The following is a 25,648-nucleotide window of genomic DNA, read 5'->3' as shown; positions in this document are numbered from 1 at the left end:
CTCCATTTTTAAATTTTAATTGATAATGATTATCATTGTCGTTTATAATGACACTATAAAATGTTTTAATAAAACCGTCAATCATATTTTATGAAAAAATATAAAAACTAAACTTTGGTGGTGTTGATAAACATGTCACAAATCGAAGTATTCGATGTAACCATTATCGGAGGCGGGCCTGCGGGGCTTTACTCTGCGTTTTATGCAGGGCTCCGTGAAATGAAAACGAAAATAATCGAAGCCCAGCCCGACCTTGGCGGCAAGATTCATGTATACCCCGAAAAAGTCATTTGGGACGTCGGAGGCTTAGGGCCAACCACAGGACTTCAACTAATGGAGCAGCTAAAGGAACAGGGATTAACGTTCCAGCCGGAAGTGGTTTTAGGAGAAAAAGTAGTCAATATTTCCAAAGATGATAAAGGCTTATTTCTGTTAGAGGCTGAGTCTGGTTATTATCATTATTCCAAAACCGTGATTATGGCCATCGGGAGCGGGATTCTCAAACCCCAAAAACTGAATCTTGAGGGGGCCGACCGCTATGAAATCACCAACTTGAACTATACCGTTCCTTCGGTTAAACGGTTTAAAGATAAAACGGTCCTGATTTCTGGAGGTGGAAACGCCGCCATTGATTGGGCCAATCTCCTGGAACCCGTGGCCAAAAAAGTCTATCTTGTTCACAGAAGAGGTGCCCTTCAGGGACATGAGTCCCAAGTTAGCCAGTTGTTAAGCAGTTCTGTGGAGTGTATTCTCAACTCCTCCATTACGAACCTGATTGCTTGTAAAAATTATCAAATCATTGAACGGGTTGAAATCACGAATGGTCTGAATGGGGAGCCCATTTTTCTAGACGTTGATGAAGTTCTCATTAACCATGGATTTGACCAAGATACCTCCCTTCTTGATCACAGTAAGTTGAATGTTGAGCGAATCGACAACTTTTATATAAGCGGCACCCCGATGAGTGAAACCTCGATTCCTGGCCTATTTGCCGCTGGAGATATACTTAAGCACGAAGGAAAATTGAACTTGATTGCCGGGGCGTTCCAGGATGCCGCAAATGCAGTGAACAAAGCGAAGCAATTTATTGAACCGCAAGCAGAGCAGGCAGCAATGGTCTCCTCTCATAACGATGCCTTTATCAATCGGAACAAGGAGATTCTTTTTCAAATGGTAAAATAGTGCCCTCCCCTTGTCTTTATTCGTGTTCACCGTGCATGCACATCATTTCCCCTCGGTATGGTACACTGTAAAAGACATATCATATGGTTTGCAATAGAGGTGGCAGAAGTGAAAACAGCAGTGGTCATTGGCGGGGGGATTACGGGTTTATCCGCCCTTTATGAATTACAAAAATGGAAGAAGACAACTGGTGCGGATATCCGCCTGGTTCTCATAGAAGCATCTCATAAATTAGGTGGGAAAATCCGTACCGTCAAACAAAAAGGCTTTGTTATGGAAGCAGGTGCGGACTCGATTGTGGCCCGAAAAATGGAGTCCTCACCTTTGATTGAAGAACTAGGTTTACAAAACGAAGTAGTCTACAATGCAACTGGCCGTTCTTTTATATACATTGACGGAGAATTGAAGCCGATCCCTGAGGATGCAGTCTTTGGAATTCCGGCAAGCATAGAATCCTTAGTTTCGAGCACCCTGATTTCAGCGGAAGGAAAAGTTGCCGCGCTGAAGGATTTTTATACGAAAAATGAAACGTTTACCAAAAACGATTCCATTGGTGCGTTTCTTGAGCATTTTCTAGGGAAGGAAATTGTTGAAAAGCAAATTGCTCCTGTGCTTTCCGGCGTCTATTCAGGAAATTTGCATGACTTGACCATAGCCTCCACCCTTCCGTATTTGCTTGATTACAAGAACCAGTACGGCAGCATCATCAAAGGGCTGGAAGAGAATAAACAAAGATTCAAAGGCGGGGAAAGAAAATTTCTCTCTTTTAAAAATGGCTTAGATTCTTTGATTGAGGCATTTGAGGAAAAACTGGATGAAGCGGAAATTTTTAAAAACACGAAAGTAAATAAAATACTGAAAACCGATAAAAATTATCAAGTATATCTTAGCAATCACGATGTGATAGAAGCGGATACTATCATCCTTAGCATCCCGCATACATCTACGGAAGGCTTACTTGATGATTCGGAGCTTCAAACTGAATTTTCCGGATTGAAAAACAGTTCGCTGATTAGTGTGTACCTTGGTTTTGACGTTCCAGACAGCATCCTTCCAGCTGACGGGACGGGCTTCATTACCGCCAATACGGATGAATTGTCGTGCAACGCCTGCACATGGACGAGCAGGAAGTGGGAGCATACCTCCCGTTCCGGAAACCTGCTGGTCAGACTGTTTTATAAAAGCAGCCACCCAGCCTTTGCGAAGCTGAAAGAGATGAATCACCAGGAATTGCTTGGGGCTGCGCTTGAAGATATTCATAAAAGCTTTGGGCTAAACGCCCAGCCTGTTGTTAGTGAAATAACCAAGTGGACCAATCAGATGCCGAATTATTTGATTACCCATCCGAAAAGTGTGGAAGCACTTGAAAGCAAGATGGCCGTTTCCTACCCAGGAATTGTCCTTGCGGGTAGTTCCTATTACGGTGTGGGTATTCCGAATTGTATCGAAAACGGGATTATTTCAGCAAAGAAGATTATTCAAATGTTACAGTAATGTACCTGTCATGCCCGAATAGCCAAACCAGTAATTTTGGCTTGTTTCGGGCATGATTTTTTTATTTGAAACCCCAGTTGACGATTACATCGAAAAACCTATTTACATTGTGAAATAGTGAACATTTTATGAATTGACATATTTGAGTGACAATTGTCATACAGCCTTCCATTATCAGATTGCTAACATTATTAATGTGAAAACAAATAATACAAATGGAGGCTTAGTATCATGTCACTAAATTATGATAAGCTTTTTACTCCTTATAAAATTGGAAAAATGGAAGTGAAAAACAGAATTGTCATGTCTCCGATGGGGACCAACTCAGCATCACCTGACGGCAGAATTTCTGAAGACGAAATTGACTATTTTGAAACTCGTGCCCGCGGCGGTGCCGGCATGATCATCATGGGCTGCCAATTCCTAACCGAGGACTTAGCCCAAGGCTCACTAGAAGGAATTTTAGAAAAAGACTATGTCATCCCCTTATTAACCGATATATGTGAAGCGGTCCAAAGATATGGGACTAAGCTTGTGGCGCAAATCAGCTGCGGAACAGGTAGAAACGCTTTCCCTAATATGTACGGCGAACCGCCAGTATCAGCTTCGGCCATTCCATCCACCTTTAATCCGGATGTGCTTTGCCGCCCACTAACTGTGGAGGACATTCAAAAGATTATGGCTCAATTTGCCGACTCAGCCAAACGGGTTAAAGCAGCTGGTTTTGATGCCATCGAAATTCACGGACATGCCGGTTATTTAATCGACCAGTTTATGTCACCGATTTGGAATAAGCGTGAAGATGAATATGGCGGCACATTAGAAAAACGGATGCGTTTCCCTGTGGAAATTGTCCAATCCATCCGCGGTGCAGTCGGACCAGACATGCCAATTCTATTCAGGATTTCCTGCGACCACCGTTTTAATGGCGGCAGAACGATTGAAGAAAGCATGGAAATTTTAAAAATTCTTGAAGCCGCCGGTGTGGATGCACTCGATATCGATGCTGGTTCATATGAAACGATTGATTATATTTTCCCGCCAGCTTATTTAGGCGATGCGTGTATGGATTACGTTTGCGAACCAGCCCGCCAAGCTGTCAGCATTCCGCTTTTAAATTCAGGAAATCACACTCCGGAAACCGCCTTGCGCTTAGTTGAATCAGGGAACGCTGATTTTGCGATGTTTGGCCGTCCGTTGATTGCCGACCCGGATCTTCCAAACAAATTATTGGCGGGCCTTCGCGAGGATGTACGTCCATGCATCCGCTGTAATGAGGAGTGTATCGGAAGAATTGCCGGCCGATTGACAAAACTAAGCTGCGCAGTGAATATCCAAGCATGTAATGAAAAACGGTTTGCGATTGAAAAAACCACCTCTCCAAAACAAATCGTCGTGATTGGTGGAGGCCCTGCTGGAATGGAGGCTGCCAGGGTGGCTGCATTAGAAGGCCATACTGTTACGTTATTTGAAAAAGAATCTGTTTTAGGCGGCCAGCTTGCGAGCGCGGCAACACCTCCATTCAAAAACAAGCTTCGCGAACTAATCGGCTGGTATGAAACCCAGTTGGCTAAACTTGGTGTGACCGTAAACCTGAACACCCTTGTATCCGCGGACGATCCGGTGCTGGAAGCATGTGACCAAATCTTTATCGGAACTGGCGCTGTTCCAATTATTCCTCCGATTCCTGGAATCCGTGAGAATACTATCGGAGCGATCGACGCCCACTTGCAACGCGAATCTGTCAAGGGTGAGCACATCGTGATTGCCGGCGGCGGATTAACCGGCTGCGACTTGGCATTGGAGCTTGCGATGGAAGACAAAAAAGTAACGATTGTCGAAATGAAGGACGCATTAGCACCAGAGGTCTTCTTTATAAATGCGGCTTCGTTAATGCCGATGCTTGATAAATATCAAGTGCAGCAATTAACAGAGCACCGTGTGCTCTCCTTTGAGGAAAATGGAGTTCGTGCCCAAAAAGCGGATGGCAGCGAGATATTTATTGAAGCAGATACCATCATCAACGCTTTTGGCATGAAGCCGAACACTGATACTGCAAACCCAATCAGTGTAAAATATCCTAGCAAGACCCGCAGGATTGGCGATGTTGTCAATATCGGCAAGGTTGGAAATGCTGTCCGTGCCGGATTCTTTGCAGCACTATCCATTGATGCCGTTCCAGCTAAGCAACGCGAATTGCAGTATAACTGATTTTTTCTTTAATACCGGTGTCCCTATAGCAGAATGCATAGGGACACCTTTTTTGCGAAGAGGAAGGTTTTTAATAATTTAAACTGGTCTAATCTACTCTCGGATAGCTTGGAATTACTCTCGGATAAACGGTAAATACTCTTGCATAAAGCAGATTTACTCTCGGATAACATATTATTCTCGGTCGGATGAGCTGCATTAACTTCGGATAGGACAAGCTTTCTCTCGGATAAGCCACAATTACTCTCGCAGCCATACGATTTTTCATTATATTATTACATACAAAAAACAAGGCACGAACCTCGATAGGAGTTTCGTGCCTTGTTTGTGTTGAGAATTTTTTATATCTGGATTACAATTCATCCCCGTTTGTAGCGATGACATTTTTGTACCAGTCGAAGGATTTTTTCTTTCTTCTTTCCAGCGTGCCGTTGCCGTAATCGTCTTGATCGACATAGATAAATCCGTAACGTTTGGACATTTCGGAAGTGCTCGCACTGATTAAATCAATACAGCCCCAGCTTGTGTAGCCCATTACTTCTACTCCATCTTGAATAGCTTCACCCATTTGATCAATATGGGCCCGCATATAGTCAATCCGATAGTCATCGTTGATGGAGCCGTCTTCCTCGACTTTATCGTATGCTCCTAAACCATTTTCAACGATAAATAATGGCACTTGGTAACGGTCATACATTTTCTTCAAAGTAATCCGAAGCCCTTTAGGGTCAATTTGCCAGCCCCAATCCGATGCTTCTAAATAAGGGTTTTTGACTCCCATGAAGAAGTTTCCAATTTCTTTTTCTTTATCCGCACCGCTGGCAACCATAGACATGTAGTAGCTGAAGGATAAGAAATCTACTGGATGCTGAAGAAGAAGTTCTTCATCGCCAGGAAGCATGTCGATTTGGATATTATTTTTCTCAAAATAGCTTAGCATATAGCTTGGATAATAGCCGCGTACTTGAACATCGGTAAAGAATAGGTTCTTCTGGTCTTCTTCCAATGCCGCTAAAACATCATCTGGGTTGCATGTTTCCGGATATACTTCCATACGAGCCAACATACAGCCGATTTGAGCACCAGGAATCATTTCATGGCAAGCCTTTACAGCTCTTGAGCTGGCAACAAACTGGTGATGCAGCGCTTGGTAAACCGCTTGTTCTTTATTTTCCACACGGTCAACCAGGATCCCCGCACCAATGTATGGTGAATGGGTAGAAATATTGATTTCATTAAATGTTAACCAGTATTTCACTTTGTCTTTATAACGCTTGAATACTGTTTCAGCATAATGAACAAAGAAATCTACCAAGCGGCGGTCAGTCCAGCCGTTATATTTTTGCACTAAATGAAGTGGGATTTCATAGTGAGATAGCGTTACTAACGGTTCAATCCCATATTTTTGTAACTCATCAAATACCTTATCGTAGAAAGCTAAACCTTCTTCATTTGGCTCCAATTCATCCCCGTTTGGAAAAATCCGAGGCCAAGAGATGGACAAACGGAAGGTTTTGAAGCCCATTTCCGCAAACAACGCAATATCTTCTTTATAGCGATGGTAGAAATCAATACCGCGGCGTTTCGGGAAGTTGCCTTCGCCTTTGTCAGCTAATAATTCTTCTAATTCTTTTTCGCTATATACATCCATCGAGAAATTATTCCCGCGCTCTTCCTTTGGCACAAATTGAACCATATCAAAAATCGACAGCCCTTTGCCGCCTTCATTATAAGCACCCTCTAATTGATTGGCAGCTGTAGCACCGCCCCATAAAAACCCTTCAGGAAAACGACCTTGTTTCATTGGGATTCCCTCCTGTTATCTATTAATAATTCATCTAAATTTAAAACCACGCATTAATCTTAATCCGAATACCCAGCTTAGTAAATAAGCATAGGTAATCTAGTTTATAATAACCTCAATCGTCACTTGTTACATATTTGTAACACCTTGTTTCACACACTATATGTTACAATATGCTTATACACTCTGTAGGGAAAGTCCCCAACAGAGTAACGCGTTAAAGGAGTGGGGGCCTGTCCCCCAGCAAGGCAACGCGTTAATAGAACGGGGTACAATCCCCCCCTAGAAGGGAATTTTATATGTTTTCTAATGACATCATTGCTTCTTTCAATGAGTTGGAAACTTCTATTTATAATTATATTTGCCAGAATGGAGATAAAGTTGCTTATATGCGGATTCGGGAGCTGGCGGATGAGACGCATGTTTCGACAGCGACTATTCTGCGGTTCTGCCGAAAACTGGATTGTGAGGGCTTTTCTGAATTTAAAGTGAAGCTGAAGATGTATTTGGAGAAAGAGCCGAAGACTTCTGTTAAAAGTTCCCAACACTCAATCGTGGAGTTTTTTGAAAGGACTTTAAAAGGCGATCTAGATGAGAAAATTAAACAGGCTGCAGAGTTGGTTACCCATGCGGATAGCGTTATTTTCATTGGGATTGGCAGTTCCGGCATCCTGGCTGAATATGGGGCCCGCTACTTTTCCAGCCTAGGGAAGTTTTCCATGTACATTAAAGATTTTTCTTTCCCGATTCACTCCAAGCTCCGGCACAACAGTGTAACCATCGCCTTATCTGTGTCGGGAGAAAATGAGTTTACCGTCACCCATCTGAACCAGCTTAAACAAATTGGAAGTAGAATCATTAGTATTACGAATGACAAACTTTCAACGATTGCCAAAATCTCCGATATCAACATTCCTTATTTTGTAACGGAAGAATATTTTGAATATACGAATATTACCACCCAAGTTCCCGTGGTTTATATTCTTGAATCCTTGGCTCGTGAAATACACAGACTGCAGCAATAACTCGCTTAAAAATAACGGGCTGGTTTCTAATTATACAGCCCCTTCTTAATTTTCCACGCAGAAAATTCAATTGGCCAAACGAATTCTTAGGTCTTAAATTTTTTCACAAAATTGACAATATTTCGACATCCGCACCTAATGTTTGCTTGATATAATATAGTTGTGTAAGCTTAACCTTCTATTTTTACCCCTGCGAACCACTAAAATACCCTTGTTGTTTATACCCTTTCGCCAAGTGAATTGATTAAATAGGTTTTACACCTATTTATATATATCTACCAAAACAAAGGAGGTTTTTTATTATGGAAGTTTGCATCTCTTGTGGACAGGAATTGGCGATAATGGAAAGGAATCGGGCTGAATGCTGGGAGTGCCGAGATAAAGCCATTGAGTCCTACTCGGATGATGAAGATATGGGATTAGCAGGATCTGAGTCGGTCCCGCCTCAAAATCACCAAACCACTAATCAATCAATATTCCACCAACACGTCTAGGCCCTAAGCCATCTCATTTTATCCCAATAATAATTTCATAGGTGTATTTTTCAAAGCAAAAGCAACGCATCGCAGTGCGTTGCTTTGTTTTGTTATGGTCCATTACATGATTTCCCTTTATTCATCAACAGGGGTGGTACAAGCCTTCAAAGCATCTTCTACGTTTAAAAGATATTTACTCCTGTCTTCTTCCGGCCAATGGAAACAATCCTCCATGTAAGCAATGACATGACTTCCCCATTTTTGGACGTTTTCAATGTTAAATAGAAGATCTCCTGTCCTGCGATTCAAGAAATCAATCGGGGTAGCCACCATTTCATGTTCTATCGCATAGACAAGCCGGGCAAATAACTCCAAAGGCAGATTATACTTTTCTGCACCTTCCTTTTTCGCGGCTAACAGGTCAAATACAGTATAAGAATTAGAGCCGTAGATCCTTGTTAGCCTTAGTGCCTCTTCCTCCGATAGTCCAGCTTCCATTCCTTTGCCATAATGTTTAGAGATATAGGATGGATAATTCTCCGATCCACCTACATTCCCTCCTGAGATTGGCAGGTGTTTCGTTTGGCAGTCTGGAAAACTTTTTTCTTCTTCCTTATGGAATTTGGCCGCTAAAAGGTCGACCACGGTTTCCGCCATTTTCCGGTACCCGGTCAGTTTTCCACCGGCTATCGTAATCAGGCCCGAGTCGGATTCCCAAATTTCATCCTTCCGGGAAATTTCCGAAGCACTTTTCCCTTCCTCATAAATCAGCGGGCGAACGCCGGCCCAGCTGGACTCGATATCCTTTTCACTGATCTCCACAACCGGAAACATGTAGTTAATTGCCTTGATAATGTAGCTGCGATCGCTGACAGTCATATATGGATTAACGGCATCTTCATTATAGAAGGTATCAGTCGTGCCCACATAGGTTTTGCCGTCCCTAGGAATGGCAAACACCATCCGGCCATCAGGTGTATCAAAATAAACGGCTTGTTTCAAAGGAAAACGGGATTGGTCAATGACCAGGTGGACCCCTTTGGAAAGCTGCAGTATTTTTCCTTTTTTTGAACGATCCATTTCTCGGATTTGGTCGACCCATGGTCCAGTGGCATTGACGACTTTCTTAGCCCGGATTTCATATTCTGCTCCTGTTATTAGGTCCTGTACGAGGGCGCCGGCGACTTTGCTATTTTTATAGATAAGCTTTAATACTTTTGAATAGTTGAGGGCGATTGCCCCTTTTTCAACGGAAGCTTTCATGACTTCAATCGTTAACCGGGCATCATCGGTCCGATATTCGACGTAATAACCGCCGCCCTTGAGCCCAATCTTTTTAATTAGCGGCTCTTTAGCCAGTGTTTCCTCTGCGGACAACATGGTTCGGCGCTCTGATTTTTTAACACCGGCGAGAGAATCATAGACTCTTAGACCAATGGATGTTGAAAATTTGCCGAACGTCCCGCCTTGATGCAGGGGCAGCAGCATCCATGCCGGGGTGGTGACATGGGGGCCGTTTTCGTATACAATCGCCCGCTCTTTCCCGACTTCGGCGACCATCCCAACCTCAAATTGTTTTAAGTAACGGAGCCCGCCATGGACCAGTTTGGTTGAGCGGCTTGAGGTGCCGGCGGCAAAGTCTTGCATTTCCACGAGTGCTGTCTTCATGCCTCTAGTCTGGGCATCGAGGGCGATTCCCGCTCCGGTGATTCCGCCGCCGATAACCAGCACATCATAATCATCTTCTTTAAGTTGCTTCACTATTTCATCACGATATAAGTTTGAAAATTTCATGGTTTTTCCTCCTAGAATTAAGAGCCATTTATTTTATGCTTAACAAACTTTATTGGATATAGAATGAGGTCCTTTCTGACGAGGGCGGCCAAGGGCCAAGCCCTTAAGGTTTTTCCATGAAGACAAATCTTAGGCTGTTCCCGTCACTTTTGTCCTCATGACGGCTTCATGGAGACAAATCTTGGGCTGCTCTCATCGTTTTTGTCCTCATGACGGTTTCATGAAGACAAATCCTAGGCTGCCCGCATCGCTTTTGTACTCATGGCATGGCCACTTCATGACGACAAAACACCAGGCCGTTTCATGATTCTTGTCCTCCTGACGGTTTCATGGCTATAAAACCTGGGCCTAATTGTCGGCTTTATAACCGTCCTGTCTATTTATTTTTTCAGGCACTTTTGTGCTCCTCTCTCTGTTACCAATACCCACCATTTTTCCGCATCACGGGCACAGTCACCCCTTCTCGTTGACCGTCCCCCCTTTTTTTCTGCTTCACGGTCACTGACTATTCCAATAATCATAAGGACAATAAAAAAGAGACCACAAAAGACATTACTGTAATAAGTAATGTTTCGTGGTCTCTCCAGGTCTCCTGACAATTATTAACTTGCTATGATTATATCACATAATTCATATTGTTTATGTTTTTATTTGAAAGCGATGGCCGCTTGAACCGCTTTTTTCCAGCCATTATATAACTGATGGCGAGTATCTTCAGGCATTTTTGGTGTGAATTGCCGCTCCACTTTCCATTGTTTAGAAATCTCCTCTTGGTCTTTCCAGAAACCAACAGCAAGCCCCGCTAAATAAGCAGCGCCCAAAGCGGTGGTTTCATTAATAACCGGTCGCTCCACCAGAACGTTCAAAATATCACTCTGGAAATCCATTAAAAAGTTATTTTTCACTGCGCCCCCATCAACGCGGAGAGTTTTTAATTCAATACCGGAATCAGCTTCCATTGCAGACAGGACATCTTTTGTTTGATAGGCAAGCGATTCCAACGTAGCCCGGATAAAGTGTTCCTTCGATGTACCGCGCGTTAAGCCAAACACGGCTCCGCGGACATCACTATCCCAATAAGGAGTCCCCAGGCCAACAAATGCAGGGACTACATACACGCCGTCTGTCGATTCGACCTTTACCGCATATCCCTCGCTATCCTTAGCATCCTTAAGCATCCTCAAACCATCCCGCAGCCATTGAATCGCGGATCCAGCCACGAAAATACTGCCTTCAAGCGCATATTCCACTTTGCCGTTGATCCCCCAGGCTATCGTGGTTAGCAAACCATGCTTGGAATCTACTGCCTGCTCGCCAGTATTCATTAACATAAAGCAGCCCGTACCATAGGTGTTTTTGGCCATTCCCTCTTCAAAACAAGCCTGGCCGAATAAGGCTGCCTGCTGGTCCCCAGCAACCCCGGCAATCGGCACTTCCCTGCCAAAGAAATGATAATCCACCGTGTTCGCATAAACTTCCGAAGAAGGGCGAACATCCGGGAGCATCGATTTGGGCACGCCAAGGATTTCCAATAATTCATCGTCCCACTTGAGCTCATATATATTGAACATCAAGGTCCGCGATGCGTTGGAATAATCGGTCACATGGGCTCGGCCGCCGGAAAGCTTCCAAATTAACCAAGTATCAACGGTGCCGAACAACAGCTTTCCTTGCTCCGCTTTTTCCCGTGCCCCCGGAACGTTGTCCAGAATCCATTTGACCTTTGTGCCTGAAAAATAAGGGTCAATCAGAAGCCCCGTTTTTTTGTGGAACAGATCATCATAACCGCTTGCCTTTAATTCATCGCAAATGGCGCTCGTTTGCCTGGATTGCCATACAATCGCGTTATAGACCGGCTGACCCGTTTCCTTATCCCAAACCACTGCGGTTTCCCGCTGGTTCGTGATCCCAATGCCCGCTATTTGTTCAGGCACGATCCCCGCTTCCGATAACACTTCGGAGATCACCGAAAGGATCGAGCCCCAGATTTCATTCGCGTTATGCTCGACCCAGCCCGGTTTTGGAAAATATTGCGTGAATTCTTTTTGCGCGCTAAAAACACTTTCTCCTTTTTGATTAAAAAGGATTGCACGTGAACTTGTTGTACCCTGGTCCAAAGATAGAATATACTTTTCCACTTTTTGGCCCCTCCCGATATGAATGACTGATTTTATCATTTTAACGTTTATCTGCAAAATAGTCCCATAAGTCCCGTTTTGAAGTGGTAATTGCCTCTGCACCAGCCTCTAGTGCTGCCAGAACTTCTTCCACTGAACGAATTAATCCGCCCGCAAATATCGGGATTTGTACCCGTTCTTTGACCTCCATAATCATCCACGGCATCGCGCCAGGCAGCACTTCAATATAATCCGGCTGCGTTTTCTCAATCAATTTATAGCTTTTTTCCAAGGCATGGCTGTCAATCAGAAATACGCGTTGGATAGCCAGCACTCCTTTTTGTTTCGCCGTTTGAATCACGTTAGCCTTGGTTGAAATCAGCCCATAGGGTTTATATTCCTGACAAATATATTCCGTGGCATACTCATCACTTTTCATTCCACGGATTAAATCCACGTGATAAATCATTTTCTTGTCATTTTGTCTTGCCATCAAGTGGATATTTTTTAATTGTGCGATATGCATATCCAGAAACACACCAATCTCATAGGGGCTTTGCAAAAATCGTTCGAATTCCTTCATGTTGCCCGAAGCAGGCAATATTTTTTGATTCATGAATACTAGCAGCCCTTTCTTGGTTTACACAAATTCCATGCCTCACAGATGGGCATTTACCCAATCCATTATATCCTTTTGTACCTCTTCTTTGTTGATTTCGTTTAGTAATTCATGACGGGCATCCGGATATAGTTTTACTGTGACATCCTGTACACCGGCCTGTTTAAATTGCTTCACAGTCTCGATGACGCCTTTTCCATTCTTCCCTCCGACAGGGTCCTTGTCTCCTGAGATCAGAAATATCGGAAGCCTGGCTGGTACCTTATTTATGTTTTCTAGAATATTGATAGTTCCAATCCCATCCAGAAAATCATAGAAAAAGCCGGCAGTAAAAATGCCTCCGCATAACGGGTCCGCGATATATCGATCGACCTCCTTTTCATCCCTCGTCAGCCAATCAAACTCGGTCTTGTTGGGACGGAAAGCCTTATTGTAATTTCCGAAGGTCAGGTTATTTAATAAGGGGCTGGGCGTCTTCCGGCCCTTCTTTTTGCCCTCTCTCGCCGCAATCATTCTGCCGATTTTCCCCATCAAGCCGGGGTCCCCGCCGGTACCGCACAGAATGACGCCGGACAGCCGGTCACCGTACAATTGGATATATCGTCTGGCTAAAAAGGATCCCATGCTATGGCCAAATAAAAAAATCGGTACATCCGGATAGTCTTTTTCAATAATGTCAGTCAGTTTCCGCATGTCTTCAACCACTTTTGCAAACCCGTTTTCGTCGGCAAAATATCCGATACTGTTTGTCTTTTCCCCTGTCTCCCCATGGCCGCGATGATCATTCCCAAATATAAACACATTCCCTGAGACCAGTGCGTTTGCAAAAGAATCGTACCGGGCAATATGTTCAGCCATGCCATGTGAGATTTGAACGATGGCTTTTGGTTTGCTCTTGCTTTCCAAGGACCACTTTTTCGCAAAGATATCGGTACCATCGTCTGATTGAAACGTAAACCCGGATCCTCCTGCCATTGATACATCTCCCTTTGGTTTGATATTTTAAAGCGATTCGCAAAATACAGCGCTTACATTTTAAAAATTTCCTCTCCCTTAGAATACAAAAAGAACAGCAGATATTAAAGAGCCAACCACTCCTATTCTACGAAATTTTTTCTTTAGAATAAAAGAGGTATATTTGAAACTATCAACTACGAAAACCTTCACATGCAAAGGAGAATCACCATCCTTCAAACCTAATAGCTTATATTGAAAAAACCCGATAATCTTATGAAGGAGTCTCGGGTTTTTTTTTATACACCAGTCAGCCTTTGATGAAGGGTCTTCCTTTTACTCTGTATACTTATAGAATAATGATTGGCCGTATTCTTTTTTGCCGAAATTCGCAATGACGTCTTGTGTTTGATGGTCTACCATGAATTCGACAAATTTCTTCGCATCGGTGCTATTGATTTTGACATCTTTGTGTTTATCAGGATTTACCTGCATGACGTGATAAATGTTCATTAAATCATTGCCACCCTCAACGACAATTTTTAGTCCGTTCAAATTTTTCTCTTGTGCAAGCCATGTAGCGCGGTCGGTTAAAACATAGCCTTTTTTCTCAGCTGCCACTTGCAAGGTTTGTCCCATTCCCTGGCCGGTCTTTACATACCATGTACCAGCAGGCTGCACATTTACCTTTGTCCAGATATCTAGCTCTTTTTTGTTCGTGCCAGAATCGTCGCCTCTAGATACAAAAACGGATCCCGTTTCAGACAGTTTTTTGAAAGCCGCCTGAATGTCATTACCACTCACACCGGCCGGATTTTCAGAAGGGTCGTTTAAAATGAAATCGTTGTACATGACTCGCTTGTAGTTAATGGCATCGCCGCTATCAATCAGTGGCTGCTCTGATTTTGGAGCATGCACAAGCATAACGTCTGCCGCTCCCTTTTGTCCTAAAGCAAGTGCTTCACCCGTTCCGACTGCAAGGGTTTTCACTTTTACGTTGTTTTGTTTTTCAAACATCGGGATCAGCACATCAAGTAAGCCGCTGTCTTGTGTACTTGTAGTGGTGGCTAGGATCATTTCTGTTGGCGCCTTCGCTGCTGTATCTTTCGCTGTATCCTTTATATTAGCATTACCGCAAGCTGATAACATCAGGAGTAATAGAGCAAACAGGATGGCCAAGTAACGATTTTTAAACATGTTGTTCCCCCATTTATGAAAATATTATTTAACCGCTATCAAGTATAAAAGGTGTTTGGCTTTGTACCTATTCGTTATATCACTAGTGTCGTCAAGTTTCATTCAGTTTCGTTGAGTTTTGTTAAGTTTATGTGACGATTCTCTCGTATTTATTTACTAAATATTGTAAACATGATGAAATAATCTTAACTAAATCTTATTGAGGCGAGAAAATACATGTCATACAAAATGGAAATTCCTCAACAGGAACAGGAAATAACCCATCTATTTTTGAGTATCGCTTTGGGCGGCCATTCCTTTTTACATCCTTATATTGAGGAATGTTATCGAAAAAACGAGTGGGAATTTTACGAAGCATATCAAGGAAGCAGCTTGAAAGGAAATCCTTTATTTTCAACGTACACGACCAAAAGTGAGGAAAAAATCCGTCAAGCGGCTGGAATCATTGAATGGAGTAACCAGAATCAACAATTTCACCACGTTGATTACTTGATTAAAAAAGGATACAAATTTGTTTTTCAATATTTACAGCAGCATCATCAAATTGAATTCGAACATTTTATGCGAAACTTCGCTAAAAGACAAAAGAGCAAGCCGGTAAAGGAAATAGAATTAATCTACCAAAATATCGTCCTTTGGTATCTTTGCGTTCGGGAAAATCGATTTTACAATACAAAAAGTGTTGCCTGGAAGTCTTTTCAGAAAGTATTATACACATCCCTGAATGACATGAGAATGCAAGAAGTCATGTTCTCGAAGACGGCATGTGAGAATCATAGAGACGAAATTGATAGGCTTTATGAGGAATACAAAATACCTCAAAATATACGTTTTGATTCGTTGGGTGTTTTTTTAGAATTTATGATTAGTTCTAATGTTAAAAATACGAAGGAAACCAATCCTCATTGTGATATGGAGTGGGTGGAGCAGCACGTGTTTCAAGTCTCTCCCACTAAATTTATCGGAGCACTAGGCGGCTGGCTCAAAACATTGGGAATTCATGAGTTGGATGCAACCGAACAAATCCCTTTTACCAAAGAAGATTTGGATCGGGTATTTATGGAGATCTTGTATGCTCAAAAATATAATTGCCTGACAAAAGAGGAGCAGGATTTGTTTTTTATCACCTGCCTTTACCAACAATGCCTTAGTTCACTTTATCTGGAAACGAAAACGTTATATCTGGATCAGTCAAAAGAAGATTTTTACCTAAGGATCCGTGCCAAAGAAGCAAGAATTAACGAGCAGGAGGCCCATTTACTACGAAAGCAGCAGGAATGGCGATTTACTTATAAAAGGCAGCAAAAAGAAATAGAAGGATTAACAGAGGATTTACGGGCGGCAAACGCCAGAATCCGTCAATTGGGACAGCAACTGGAGAATATGGAGGATTTTGCTGAAGAAGTGCATGCCCTTCGGAATTTTGTGTATCGAGAAGAAGAGGAAGATGACCATCCTCCTTCCTTATTTAACATGGTTGAGTTTATTCAATCTAAAAATATAGTATTATTCGGCGGCTCCTTGAATTGGCAGCTGAAACTGAAAGAGATCCTCCCTACCATAAAGTTTATCAATGCTGGTGAGAAGAACAGAGATATTTCCAAGATACAGAGAGTCGATGCTGTCTTTATTAATACCACGGTATTTGCCCATGCCTTTTATAAAAAAATCATGAAGGAATTGAGTTTAACACAAACCCCATTGTTTTATTTAACTGGGCAAAGAAATATGGATAAAACCATTCTAGAAATTTACAAATGGCTCACAGAATAAATCTAATTTAATCGGATGCACTGGCATCCTTTTTTATTGTCTCGGAAGAAATACCTTTATTTAATACTTGTATGCATTCGGTTTCTGTTTATAATCATATACATGTGATGGAAATCTATTAAACTAATCGTTGGAGGAAACATGTCAATACAAGTTCAAGATTTAAATAAATCTTTTCGCGTCCATGTCCGGCAGGAGGGCTGGACGGAAGCGTTACGCAGTTTGTTCAAACGGGAATACGAAACCGTTCAAGCGGTGAAGGACGTGTCCTTCACCATCAATACAGGAGAAATTGTGGGTTTTTTAGGGCCCAATGGAGCCGGAAAAACCACCACGATGAAGATGTTAGCCGGCCTGCTGCATCCTACTTCGGGTTCTATTGAAGTAGACGGCTTTAAACCACAGGAACAAAAGAATGAGTTTAAAAAGACTATGAGCCTTGTCATGGGACAGAAAAGCCAATTGATTTGGGATATCCCGCCGATGGAGACGTTTCTCGTCAATAAGAGTGTGTATGAAATTGATGACCAATCATTTCGCCAAACCCTAGACGAATTAGTTGAATTACTGGAATTGGCACCCTTGCTCGGGCGCCCCGTCCGGAACATGAGCTTGGGACAGCGGATGAAATGTGAACTGGCTTGCTCGTTATTGCACCGTCCATCCGTTCTGTTTTTGGATGAACCGACGATTGGATTGGATGTCAATACACAGGAAAAAGTGCGTCAATTCATTGCCAACTATAATCGGGAACACAAAACAACGATTCTTCTAACCTCCCATTATATGGGCGATGTCACCGCCCTCTGCGACCGGGTCATGATTATTAATCACGGGAAACTTCTTTACGACGGAGAGCTGCAAGTTTTATCAGAAAAATTAACTCCTTATAAATTGCTAGAGGTTCGTCTCCCTTCCAGCACCCGTGGTCCTTGGGAATCTTACGGTGAAGTGGTTTCATTCGAAGATGGAAGATTGACGCTGCGGGTTGCAAGGGATCGTGTACCCGTTGTCTCATCCGAGCTTCTGGCCAACTACGAAATCAATGACCTCAATATCCAAGACCCGCCAATGGAAGAAGTCATTACGCTGGCATTCCAGGAGGAGTCCCATGATCACTAAGTATCGGGCGATTTTACGGATGAAATATGTTGAGATGTTTGCTTACCAGCTCTCTACCATGATCTGGATGTTCGGTACGATGGTCCAGCCTTTGATCACCATGATGGTATGGATGAATATTTATCCCGATCAAGGAGAATCTTTCATTTTATATTTTGTGGCTCTGATTATGGTAGAGCGCATGACGAGTGCTTGGGATGTTTGGGAAATGGACCGGCAAATACGGGAAGGCACGTTTTCCTATCAGATTGTGCGGCCCTTTCATCCAGTTCATTGGGCAATAGCTGAGAACATTATTTATAAAGGATTATTTTTAGTGGTCCTTGTCCCTTGTTGGATCATTTTAGCTATTTTTATTCCTGTCCTTCAGTTGCATCTACCGATAAGCGGATGGGGGTTGTTTCTAGCCGCACTATTACTCGGGGCGGTTATCCGGTTCGCGATGAGTTTTTTATTCGGAATCTTATGTTTTTGGATGAACAAGGTGACCGCCATCTATGCGATGTTTGAAACAGTCTCGTTGTTTCTGTCCGGGCAAATCGCGCCGTTTTCCCTTTTGCCGCCCGTTGTCAAACAAATCAGCACCTTCTTTCCATATCGCTATATGATCGGCTTCCCTTTGGAAATCCTGACAGGTACAGCAGATTCTCATACCCTCTTGGTCGGATTCTTAGGCTCGTTCATTTGGGCGATGGTTCTGATTGTGGCAATCGGGGTGCTGTGGAAGGCTGGTTTAAAGAAAAATCAGGCGGTGGGGGGATAACATGAGGCGTTATTGGCGTATATTTAAGGAATTCTTTCGGACTTGTCTGGTAGAGGAACTCGAATACCGCAGCGAATTTATGGGAAATCTCTTTTCCAGTCTGTTGGGTATCATTGTTTCAATTTTAATGGTTCAAATCTTCTTTTATCAAACAGATCAATTGGGCGGCTGGGTCTATGCGGATGTATTGATTCTTCTCGGTATTTTCAATACGTTGCAGGGGTTGATTAATTTCGCACTCCGCCCCAATATGCCGCGGCTTCTTTTGCATATCCGGATGGGCACTCTGGATTATGTGCTGACCAAACCGGTTGACAGCATGTTTTTCGTCAGCCTAAGGCATCTTGTTTTCTGGCGCTTGATTGATGTGGTGTTGGGAATAGGACTCATTATCTATGGTCTGGTTCAAAAGCACTTCATCCCATCTCTGCTTGATGTCGGGTTCTTTTTGGTTACCATCCTTGCGGCGTTGCTGATTATTTATTCGTTATGGATGCTGTTGATGACGACCGCTTTTTGGGTAATCAGGATGGATGATTTATCCTTCCTATTTAACTCCTTTTTTGAAACAACCCGGTTCCCGATCACGATGTATAAAGGATGGCTCCGGATGGCGTTAACGTATGTACTTCCGGCCGCATTTGTTACCTTTACACCCGCGAGTTCGTTGATTGGCAAATGGGATGGCGTGACAACCATAGCGTCCCTGCTGGTTGCGGTGATTTTCCTTTGGCTGGCCCGCCGGTTTTGGAAATTTGCTTTGGCGAATTACACCAGCGCTAGCAGTTAAAAAATCGGGGCCTGTCCCCCACCGCTTTAAATTGGTAACGCGGTGGGGGACAGGCCCCCTAACTATTTCTTTACAAGGACTTGTTGAAAAAAATTCAACACTTTTGGGAAAGCATCCCTTGCTGCCACCACATTGTAGGATGCCCTATTATCATTAAAAAAGGCGTGAGGGGTGTCTTGATACATTTCATATTCAAAGGTCTTTCCGTTCCTCTTCATCTGATCCGCAAAAGCCGGAATATGATCAGAGATTCTCTTATCAAGTGCACCATAAAAACCATATAGAGGACAATTAATGTTTTTAATCTCTTCCTCAGAAGGCGAGTTTCCATAAAAAATGACGGCTCCTTGTAATTGGGGATCCCGGCAGGCAAGTAACCCAGATAGAGCGCCGCCCATACAGAAACCGATGGAAGCCACACCTTGGCCTTTTGAAGCTTCGCATTCATTCCGTAAAAATGAAGTAGCTGCTAATAGGTTTTCGATATAAACAGAAGATTGGATTCCTCCAAACATTTTTTCAAAGGTCTTGGTAACACGGGTCTGCTTACCTTCTTCAAGTTGACGAATGGCTTGCTCCCTTTCTCCTGGATTATTCCAAACCGTATGTGGCAACGAATCTAAAAACTCCCTGACCTCTACGACTCGTTCCTCTTTTAAATCTTCCATTCTACTCCCGTTTTCTGCATAAAGATCTGGTGCAAAAGCAAGGTAACCTGCCTTTGCAAATCGTTCGGTTATATCTTGAATATGAGCATCTATTCCCCATATTTCTTGAATAACAAGAACCGCCGGCAGATTTTCATTTACCCGATCCTGCTTTGCCAGGTATCCAATATATTCTTGATTTTCCCCATAACGAACCCATTTCGTTCCCAATGCCACTTCAAGTCCTCCATTCAATAAACATTAGCTAATTATACAGGTAAAAATTTCTTTCTCTGCAGACAGCCTGGTATTTATTACTACCAATACCATGTATTATAATTTAACCATATTTATCCCAATATTCCAAAGGTGTTATATTCCGATTATCAGTAAACAAAGGCGGCCTAATCTTTATTGTTATAGTTTCTTACATTACTGTAGATAGTATGGTGCATTACACTTAAGATTTAAATTAGGGGGGTTTTTTATGGATATTAAAAAAGATGATTTAACTGGGGCCGAAGTGGCTGAATTAATACGTGAGCATCTTCATGGCATGAAGTTGAATTCTCCACCGGAGAGCATCCATGCTTTAAATTTAGAAAAGCTGAAACAACCGAATATCACCTTTTGGAGCGCCTGGGATGGCAATGAATTGGCAGGCATGGGAGCGCTAAAAGAACTTGACCAATTTCATGGTGAGGTTAAATCCATGAGAACATCTTCCTCATTTCTAAGAAAAGGTGTAGCCACACGAATGCTCCAGCACATTCTTGAGGAAGCCATGATGCGGGGGTATAAACGGGTCAGTTTGGAAACGGGGTCGATGGCTGCTTTTGAACCGGCAAGAAAACTATATGAGAGGTTCGGCTTTGAATACTGTGAGCCCTTTGCAGACTATATCGATGACCCGAACAGCGTTTTTATGACTAGAGAGCTGGGATAAGCTATGCTATGCTGCGACTTCCAGCCAATAAGGAGAAATATTGTATAGATCACGGTGCAGATTCCACTGCACCATTATTTTTGATTGCTTTTTCATATTAAGTGCACTAATATCCTTTAACAAATGCTATCTTTGTGAACCCATAACGAGAATCCTGAAAACCCGTGTTGATTGCTAAAGTACGCCTGCATTGACTCATTCTTGTTACCCTATGGGTCAGAAATAAGTCCCATAAAAACGATGGCTCCGGATTCCTCCTCCGTAATAGCAAAGAAAAATGGCCGGTTCACTTCCATATAGAACGGTCTTTCACCTATCCTCGCTGACTCCTTTTTCATTTCAACAGAGGTTGCTGCAGCTGCTTCTGTCCCTTTTTCATTAACTTCGATATAGGTTTTATGTTTCACTTTATCTACCCATATCTGATCCTTCTCTTTAATCATTTTTGAAAAGTTAGCGAGCTGGCTGTCAAAAGCTTTAACCATTCCTAGTTACTTCAATGTTTCATTCATGGTTAGCTCATTGTCTAACTCAAATTTTGGCAGTAGAATGCTCCCTTCTTTTTCAGCAAAATCTGTTTTCCGCTTTTCCCATTTTTCAGGCGTCAACCTGTTCTGTAAATCTTCTAAACTGGAATTCTCCCTTGGAAGAAATACGTTCATGCTCCACTTCCCGTCACCATATGGAAGGGAGACTGCTTGGAAATCTTCATTTTCTAGATAGGATAACTTTTCATTCAATCTCATAAGGGATACTTTTTTTGTAGTTCCATCCGACAGATAAAAAGTCCGTTTTTCCGTTTGCTTTTGATTAAATTCATGCTTCCAATTTCCTTTAAAATAAATCGCATTAATGAGGATGGCCACTAGATTGGGATCTAATGGAGACTCCACCATTTCTTTTATTTTTCCATTGGTCGACTTGTTTACCCAGTCATTAATCCTTTTAGGGGATTGGCTATCCAACATACTGATTTCCTCGATCTTGGCGTGATAATAATCCTTGCTGCTGTTGGCGAAATCAGTCTGAAAGTGATTTTGTTTATTGATCCAGATAGAATTTGCTATGTCTATATGTATTTGTTTCGAATTCCGTTGCAGCAGTGACATCAGGGAAGCATTCGCTTTACTCATCTCATTGGGGTCCATACCGGCAGACTGTAAGACCTTGCCTATTTCCTCCTTCGTCTCCCCATCGGCGCCGTTATAAACCATGGATAAGGCCATGAACAAACTAACAGGGGAAATAAGCGTGTTGCCACCCCCAGTACCGCTGATTATTTTTAACATGTCCATTCCAAATTGATTATTCGAGGCAACGACTTTTTTGTAGTCTTCATTGTGAAAGGCGGTTTCGCTTGGAAATCCATGATTATTAACGGAGGATCTACTTGAGTCCCCTTTAGCTCCGGAATTTCCGCCAACAGCCCATACTGAAAAAGTTAAGACACTCATTACAACCATTAGAACAATCCATTTCTTCAAGCTCATCACCCTCCTTTACCAACTTAGACTATCATCGTAAGCCCAAGGTTACACAGCTAATCCAGTTTTTGTCTATTCATAAAAAAACAACGCTAAACCGCGTTGCTTCTTTAACTATTTGATTTTTGTGCCAGATTGGTTGCAGTGTTGGCAGCCGTCAAATCAACCTGCAGCTGTTCACTTAATTCATGCGGATGATAAAAACCCTTTGCCACCATAAAGTTGGTAATATCCTCATGGGTTTGGATGGCGGCCCGCAAATGATCTCTTAGGACAGCCCGCAGTTCAGGAGTAGCCGATTCGGTTATGGCAACCGTATAGTTTCTGACAGCTGCCTTTGCGGATATAAGAAAATCTGTCGCTATCACTTGGTCGGTCATTCCGCCCATCCCGATCATATTTTGGATAAATTGGTTCATTGTTGTGCCTCCCGATTGGTTAAAAATTGCTGCAATTGCTCAATATGCACTTGGCCTGTTGCCGCATCGTTTGCCAATATCGTTTTTAATTCCTCATCCACCGCTAATGCGCTCATCGTGGCTGATTTGGTTAAACTGAGATTTTTAAAAGTCAACAACTCGTGAAGGTCCAGCGTTTCATGCAGTCCTAAATATTTGGCCATTTTTTTCACTCCAAAATTCGTTATTTACTTCCTTATCATTTCAATAAGTGGAGGTCGATATTCTCATTTTTCGATCAGCCAGTATTGTTTATTCCCGTTCATTTGCATAAAAGAAAAACCTGGTTGGGGAAAATAAGTTTGTTATTGAAAGATCATGGAGGTGAGGAAATGGATCAAGATATGCTTGCTTTACATGAAACATTAGAAACACATGAAATCATTAATTTTAAAACCGTCTGTTTACTAAGATCCAAATTAATGCAGGGAATTTGTTTTAATAATGAGTTAAAAGAATTGATGGAAAAAGACGTGAAGCAAACGATTCAAGACATCAATGAATTGCTTCCATTTTATAAACAAAGTCAAATACTTCATTAAATTCGGAGGTGAAAAAATGCAGGATTACCTAGACCCGAGAAACGCAGAGGGTATGCCCAATTTAGCAGATTCTACCTTTGCAATGGACTTTTTATTATCGGTTAAAAACGGGATTCGCAATTATGGTTTTGCCATTACAGAGACGGCGAACCCGGAACTGAGGCGAGTTTTAGCAAAACAACTTGAAGCGGCAATTGATTTGCACGGGGATATTTCGGATTTGATGATAAAAAACGGATGGCTCAATCCTCATGACTTTAAGGAGCAGTACAAAGTCGATATGAAAGGGACAGAAACCGCTGTCCAAATTGCCCAGATGACCCTGTTTCCAATTGACACGGACCGTGGCGGAATGTTTGCGACACCAAACCAATAAAAGGAGGGATATGCCTAGATGAAAGCTGTTACCTACCAAGGGATTAAAAATGTAGAAGTTAGAGATGTAAAGGATCCCTCAATTAAGAATTCAGATGATATCATTGTGAAAGTCACGTCCTCAGCCATTTGCGGATCCGACCTCCATTTAATTCACGGAATGATTCCCAATACCCCAACAGATTTTGTCATTGGACACGAGCCAATGGGAGTGGTTGAAGAAGTAGGGCCAGGTGTCCGTGATTTAAAGAAAGGCGATCGGGTCATCATCCCTTTTAATGTCAGCTGCGGATCCTGCTGGTATTGCCAGCATGACCTGACCAGCCAATGTGACAACTCCAATCCCCACGGTGATATGGGCGGTTTTTTTGGATATTCCGAGACGACCGGCGGCTATGCTGGAGGTCAAGCCGAATACATGAGGGTACCTTACGGGAATTTTACTCCGTTTAAAATCCCGGAAGATTGCGAAGTGGAAGATGAAAAACTCGTATTGCTTGCAGATGCGGCGGGGACAGCCTATTGGTCCGTTGACCATGCCGGTGTCAAAGATGGAGACACTGTCATCGTCCTGGGCTGTGGTCCTGTTGGCTTACTAGCGCAAAAGTTTGCTTGGTATAAAGGCGCAAAACGTGTGATTGCTGTCGACTATATTGACTACCGTCTGCAACATGCGAAACGGACAAACAATGTAGAAATTGTTAACTTTGAGCAGCATGAAAACACAGGCCTATACTTAAAGGAAATCACAAAAGGCGGAGCCGACGTTGTCATTGATGCTGTGGGAATGGACGGAAAATGGACACCGATGGAATTTCTGGCCAGCGGGCTCAAGCTTCAAGGCGGGGCAATGGGCGCCATCGTAATTGCTAGCCAAGCAGTCCGAAAAGGCGGCACCATCCAAATCACAGGGGTATACGGGGGACGCTATAACGCTTTCCCACTAGGGGATTTATTCCAGCGTAATATTGACCTTAAAATGGGTCAGGCACCGGTTATTCCTTACATGCCTTTCTTATACGATTTATTTGCTTCAGGAAAAATCGACCCTAGCGATATCGTGACACATGTCCTGCCATTAGATCAAGCCAAACATGGCTATGAAGTTTTCGATACAAGAACCGAGGACTGCATTAAAGTAATACTAAAACCATAAAAAACAAACCCAGTTTCAAAACATTTAGTTTTTGGCTGGGTCTTTTTTTGGTAATCGTATTTTTCATAATATTAGCAAGGTTGGTTAAACTAACTCAAACATTCATGGCAGGGGTAAACTTCATGGACAAAAACCAATTGCGGCATATCGAGAAACTAAAACAATTAGAACTGGAACATTCACATAGCTATTGGGATTATTGGCTCCAGTATTCCGCTTTAAACCAGTGGCACTTTTGGGCGGTCCTGGCTTTGTTACTTGTTCCTTTAATACTTCTTTTACTATTTATGGATCGAAAAAAGGCCTTATTACTTGGTTTTTATGGATATAATGTCCATGTGTTTTTTTCCTATATCGATGCATTTGGGGCCAACAAGTCATTTTGGTTCTATCCTTATAAAGTATTGCCTGTTTTTCCATCCAGTTTTTCACTCGATGTCTCGTTTGTTCCAGTCTCCTATATATTTCTTTACCAATGGACCCTAAATAAAAATAAAAACTATTACCTTTACATGATTGGACTGGCAATGATTCTATCCTTTATTTTCAAACCAATCCTCAGTGCTTTGGAATTATTCCAACTAGACAGAGAGGCCAACTACTTTCATCTATTTCTGGGTTACGTACTAGTTGGTATCGTAGCCAAACTTGTCACAAATTTGTTTCTTTATTTGCAAAGACATCCTAAAAGGAGTACCTAATGTAGATATGGGGCCTGT

Annotated in this window: 23 protein-coding genes and 1 pseudogene; 14 read left to right on the top strand and 10 right to left on the bottom strand. The window is 42.5% G+C overall.

The annotated features are described in order from the left end of the window. Positions 1–132: 132 nt before the first annotated feature. From ACY8D0_RS24100 to ACY8D0_RS24090, 3 genes are all read left to right on the top strand, one after another. Complete coding sequence (locus tag ACY8D0_RS24100; RefSeq protein ID WP_462412981.1) at positions 133–1,182, top strand: NAD(P)/FAD-dependent oxidoreductase; 1,050 nt, start codon at positions 133–135, stop codon at positions 1,180–1,182. A 108-nt stretch (positions 1,183–1,290) separates the two neighbouring features. Continuing rightward, a complete protein-coding gene (gene hemG, locus ACY8D0_RS24095; protein ID WP_462412980.1) occupies positions 1,291–2,676 on the top strand; it encodes a protoporphyrinogen oxidase in 1,386 nt (461 codons plus the stop codon). Positions 2,677–2,907: 231 nt separating this feature from the next. Continuing rightward, positions 2,908–4,887 (top strand): NAD(P)/FAD-dependent oxidoreductase, encoded by a 1,980-nt coding sequence (locus ACY8D0_RS24090; RefSeq protein WP_462412979.1) that lies wholly within the window; start codon positions 2,908–2,910, stop codon positions 4,885–4,887. 352 nt (positions 4,888–5,239) lie between these two features. On the opposite strand, the gene ACY8D0_RS24085 is transcribed toward ACY8D0_RS24090, so the two are convergent. After that, positions 5,240–6,691, bottom strand: a complete 1,452-nt coding sequence (locus ACY8D0_RS24085; RefSeq protein ID WP_462412978.1) for a glycoside hydrolase family 1 protein — start codon at positions 6,689–6,691, stop codon at positions 5,240–5,242. A 299-nt stretch (positions 6,692–6,990) separates the two neighbouring features. On the opposite strand from ACY8D0_RS24085, the gene ACY8D0_RS24080 reads away from it, so the two are divergent. Together ACY8D0_RS24080 and ACY8D0_RS24075 are read left to right on the top strand one after the other, a co-directional pair. Further along, complete coding sequence (locus ACY8D0_RS24080; RefSeq protein WP_462412977.1) at positions 6,991–7,716, top strand: MurR/RpiR family transcriptional regulator; 726 nt, start codon at positions 6,991–6,993, stop codon at positions 7,714–7,716. Between the two features lie 302 nt (positions 7,717–8,018). Continuing rightward, positions 8,019–8,210 carry a hypothetical protein gene (locus ACY8D0_RS24075; RefSeq protein ID WP_462412976.1) on the top strand — a complete coding sequence of 64 codons (192 nt, stop codon included), beginning with the start codon at positions 8,019–8,021 and terminating at the stop codon, positions 8,208–8,210. 117 nt (positions 8,211–8,327) lie between these two features. On the opposite strand, the gene ACY8D0_RS24070 is transcribed toward ACY8D0_RS24075, so the two are convergent. The 5 genes from ACY8D0_RS24070 to ACY8D0_RS24050 all read right to left on the bottom strand — a co-directional run bounded on the left by ACY8D0_RS24070 (position 8,328) and on the right by ACY8D0_RS24050 (position 14,873). Further along, entirely contained in the window at positions 8,328–9,986 is a 1,659-nt protein-coding gene (locus ACY8D0_RS24070; protein WP_462412975.1) for a glycerol-3-phosphate dehydrogenase/oxidase, read from the bottom strand. Positions 9,987–10,633: 647 nt separating this feature from the next. Further along, entirely contained in the window at positions 10,634–12,124 is a 1,491-nt protein-coding gene (gene glpK, locus ACY8D0_RS24065; RefSeq protein ID WP_462412974.1) for a glycerol kinase GlpK, read from the bottom strand. Positions 12,125–12,164: 40 nt separating this feature from the next. Further along, positions 12,165–12,719: a glycerol-3-phosphate responsive antiterminator gene (locus tag ACY8D0_RS24060; protein WP_462412973.1), complete on the bottom strand. Its 555-nt coding sequence runs from the start codon at positions 12,717–12,719 to the stop codon at positions 12,165–12,167. 42 nt (positions 12,720–12,761) lie between these two features. Then, positions 12,762–13,697: an alpha/beta hydrolase gene (locus tag ACY8D0_RS24055; protein ID WP_462412972.1), complete on the bottom strand. Its 936-nt coding sequence runs from the start codon at positions 13,695–13,697 to the stop codon at positions 12,762–12,764. A gap of 315 nt (positions 13,698–14,012) precedes the next feature. Further along, positions 14,013–14,873 carry an ABC transporter substrate-binding protein gene (locus tag ACY8D0_RS24050; protein WP_462412971.1) on the bottom strand — a complete coding sequence of 287 codons (861 nt, stop codon included), beginning with the start codon at positions 14,871–14,873 and terminating at the stop codon, positions 14,013–14,015. A gap of 216 nt (positions 14,874–15,089) precedes the next feature. On the opposite strand from ACY8D0_RS24050, the gene ACY8D0_RS24045 reads away from it, so the two are divergent. From ACY8D0_RS24045 to ACY8D0_RS24030, 4 genes are all read left to right on the top strand, one after another. After that, complete coding sequence (locus ACY8D0_RS24045; RefSeq protein ID WP_462412970.1) at positions 15,090–16,646, top strand: hypothetical protein; 1,557 nt, start codon at positions 15,090–15,092, stop codon at positions 16,644–16,646. A gap of 141 nt (positions 16,647–16,787) precedes the next feature. Next, positions 16,788–17,768: an ABC transporter ATP-binding protein gene (locus tag ACY8D0_RS24040; RefSeq protein ID WP_462412969.1), complete on the top strand. Its 981-nt coding sequence runs from the start codon at positions 16,788–16,790 to the stop codon at positions 17,766–17,768. Then, positions 17,758–18,531 carry an ABC transporter permease gene (locus ACY8D0_RS24035; RefSeq protein WP_462412968.1) on the top strand — a complete coding sequence of 258 codons (774 nt, stop codon included), beginning with the start codon at positions 17,758–17,760 and terminating at the stop codon, positions 18,529–18,531. Before ACY8D0_RS24040 ends, ACY8D0_RS24035 begins: the two co-directional genes overlap by 11 nt. A 1-nt stretch (position 18,532) precedes the next feature. Next, positions 18,533–19,321: an ABC transporter permease gene (locus tag ACY8D0_RS24030; protein WP_462412967.1), complete on the top strand. Its 789-nt coding sequence runs from the start codon at positions 18,533–18,535 to the stop codon at positions 19,319–19,321. 62 nt (positions 19,322–19,383) lie between these two features. Here ACY8D0_RS24030 and ACY8D0_RS24025 read toward each other — a convergent pair whose 3' ends face one another. Continuing rightward, positions 19,384–20,205 (bottom strand): dienelactone hydrolase family protein, encoded by an 822-nt coding sequence (locus ACY8D0_RS24025; protein WP_462412966.1) that lies wholly within the window; start codon positions 20,203–20,205, stop codon positions 19,384–19,386. A 250-nt stretch (positions 20,206–20,455) separates the two neighbouring features. Here ACY8D0_RS24025 and ACY8D0_RS24020 point away from each other — a divergent pair, with 250 nt between their 5' ends. Beyond that, positions 20,456–20,914 carry a GNAT family N-acetyltransferase gene (locus tag ACY8D0_RS24020; protein ID WP_462412965.1) on the top strand — a complete coding sequence of 153 codons (459 nt, stop codon included), beginning with the start codon at positions 20,456–20,458 and terminating at the stop codon, positions 20,912–20,914. Between the two features lie 209 nt (positions 20,915–21,123). Here the strand turns inward: ACY8D0_RS24020 and ACY8D0_RS24015 are convergent. The 3 genes and pseudogenes from ACY8D0_RS24015 to ACY8D0_RS24005 all read right to left on the bottom strand — a co-directional run bounded on the left by ACY8D0_RS24015 (position 21,124) and on the right by ACY8D0_RS24005 (position 23,020). Continuing rightward, positions 21,124–22,368 (bottom strand): annotated as a pseudogene (locus ACY8D0_RS24015) (serpin family protein). A 140-nt stretch (positions 22,369–22,508) separates the two neighbouring features. Further along, positions 22,509–22,817: a spore coat protein gene (locus tag ACY8D0_RS24010; protein ID WP_462412964.1), complete on the bottom strand. Its 309-nt coding sequence runs from the start codon at positions 22,815–22,817 to the stop codon at positions 22,509–22,511. After that, positions 22,814–23,020 (bottom strand): hypothetical protein, encoded by a 207-nt coding sequence (locus ACY8D0_RS24005; RefSeq protein ID WP_462412963.1) that lies wholly within the window; start codon positions 23,018–23,020, stop codon positions 22,814–22,816. Before ACY8D0_RS24005 ends, ACY8D0_RS24010 begins: the two co-directional genes overlap by 4 nt. A 168-nt stretch (positions 23,021–23,188) precedes the next feature. Between ACY8D0_RS24005 and ACY8D0_RS24000 the strand changes: the two genes are divergently transcribed. The 4 genes from ACY8D0_RS24000 to ACY8D0_RS23985 all read left to right on the top strand — a co-directional run bounded on the left by ACY8D0_RS24000 (position 23,189) and on the right by ACY8D0_RS23985 (position 25,630). Further along, complete coding sequence (locus ACY8D0_RS24000) at positions 23,189–23,398, top strand: spore coat protein (protein WP_462413167.1); 210 nt, start codon at positions 23,189–23,191, stop codon at positions 23,396–23,398. Positions 23,399–23,414: 16 nt separating this feature from the next. Further along, the gene (locus ACY8D0_RS23995; RefSeq protein ID WP_462412962.1) at positions 23,415–23,774 is read left to right on the top strand and encodes a spore coat protein; all 360 of its coding nucleotides are present in this window, start codon (positions 23,415–23,417) and stop codon (positions 23,772–23,774) included. A gap of 18 nt (positions 23,775–23,792) precedes the next feature. Beyond that, on the top strand, positions 23,793–24,929 hold the full coding sequence (locus ACY8D0_RS23990; RefSeq protein ID WP_462412961.1) for a zinc-dependent alcohol dehydrogenase: 1,137 nt from the start codon (positions 23,793–23,795) through the stop codon (positions 24,927–24,929). 122 nt (positions 24,930–25,051) lie between these two features. Further along, positions 25,052–25,630, top strand: coding sequence for a CBO0543 family protein (locus ACY8D0_RS23985; protein ID WP_462412960.1), 579 nt, complete (start codon positions 25,052–25,054; stop codon positions 25,628–25,630). Positions 25,631–25,648 lie beyond the last annotated feature (18 nt).

The organism is Neobacillus camarae, assembly GCF_054950115.1.
The sequence above is the reverse complement of the archived record's forward strand: the minus strand, read 5'-3'. Positions and strand labels throughout refer to the sequence as shown.

Excerpts from the sequence above, each read along its gene's own strand:
- ACY8D0_RS24035 (WP_462412968.1), top strand. The coding sequence starts at position 17,758 with ATGATCACTAAGTATCGGGCGATTTTACGGATGAAATATGTTGAGATG.
- ACY8D0_RS24030 (WP_462412967.1), top strand. The coding sequence starts at position 18,533 with ATGAGGCGTTATTGGCGTATATTTAAGGAATTCTTTCGGACTTGTCTG.
- ACY8D0_RS24060 (WP_462412973.1), bottom strand. The coding sequence starts at position 12,719 with ATGAATCAAAAAATATTGCCTGCTTCGGGCAACATGAAGGAATTCGAA.
- ACY8D0_RS24085 (WP_462412978.1), bottom strand. The coding sequence starts at position 6,691 with ATGAAACAAGGTCGTTTTCCTGAAGGGTTTTTATGGGGCGGTGCTACA.
- ACY8D0_RS23990 (WP_462412961.1), top strand. The coding sequence starts at position 23,793 with ATGAAAGCTGTTACCTACCAAGGGATTAAAAATGTAGAAGTTAGAGAT.
- ACY8D0_RS23985 (WP_462412960.1), top strand. The coding sequence starts at position 25,052 with ATGGACAAAAACCAATTGCGGCATATCGAGAAACTAAAACAATTAGAA.
- ACY8D0_RS24050 (WP_462412971.1), bottom strand. The coding sequence starts at position 14,873 with ATGTTTAAAAATCGTTACTTGGCCATCCTGTTTGCTCTATTACTCCTG.
- ACY8D0_RS24075 (WP_462412976.1), top strand. The coding sequence starts at position 8,019 with ATGGAAGTTTGCATCTCTTGTGGACAGGAATTGGCGATAATGGAAAGG.
- ACY8D0_RS24040 (WP_462412969.1), top strand. The coding sequence starts at position 16,788 with ATGTCAATACAAGTTCAAGATTTAAATAAATCTTTTCGCGTCCATGTC.
- ACY8D0_RS24055 (WP_462412972.1), bottom strand. The coding sequence starts at position 13,697 with ATGGCAGGAGGATCCGGGTTTACGTTTCAATCAGACGATGGTACCGAT.
- ACY8D0_RS24080 (WP_462412977.1), top strand. The coding sequence starts at position 6,991 with ATGTTTTCTAATGACATCATTGCTTCTTTCAATGAGTTGGAAACTTCT.
- ACY8D0_RS24000 (WP_462413167.1), top strand. The coding sequence starts at position 23,189 with ATGGATCAAGATATGCTTGCTTTACATGAAACATTAGAAACACATGAA.
- ACY8D0_RS24005 (WP_462412963.1), bottom strand. The coding sequence starts at position 23,020 with ATGGCCAAATATTTAGGACTGCATGAAACGCTGGACCTTCACGAGTTG.
- ACY8D0_RS24070 (WP_462412975.1), bottom strand. The coding sequence starts at position 9,986 with ATGAAATTTTCAAACTTATATCGTGATGAAATAGTGAAGCAACTTAAA.
- ACY8D0_RS23995 (WP_462412962.1), top strand. The coding sequence starts at position 23,415 with ATGCAGGATTACCTAGACCCGAGAAACGCAGAGGGTATGCCCAATTTA.
- ACY8D0_RS24020 (WP_462412965.1), top strand. The coding sequence starts at position 20,456 with ATGGATATTAAAAAAGATGATTTAACTGGGGCCGAAGTGGCTGAATTA.
- ACY8D0_RS24010 (WP_462412964.1), bottom strand. The coding sequence starts at position 22,817 with ATGAACCAATTTATCCAAAATATGATCGGGATGGGCGGAATGACCGAC.
- ACY8D0_RS24100 (WP_462412981.1), top strand. The coding sequence starts at position 133 with ATGTCACAAATCGAAGTATTCGATGTAACCATTATCGGAGGCGGGCCT.
- ACY8D0_RS24045 (WP_462412970.1), top strand. The coding sequence starts at position 15,090 with ATGTCATACAAAATGGAAATTCCTCAACAGGAACAGGAAATAACCCAT.
- ACY8D0_RS24090 (WP_462412979.1), top strand. The coding sequence starts at position 2,908 with ATGTCACTAAATTATGATAAGCTTTTTACTCCTTATAAAATTGGAAAA.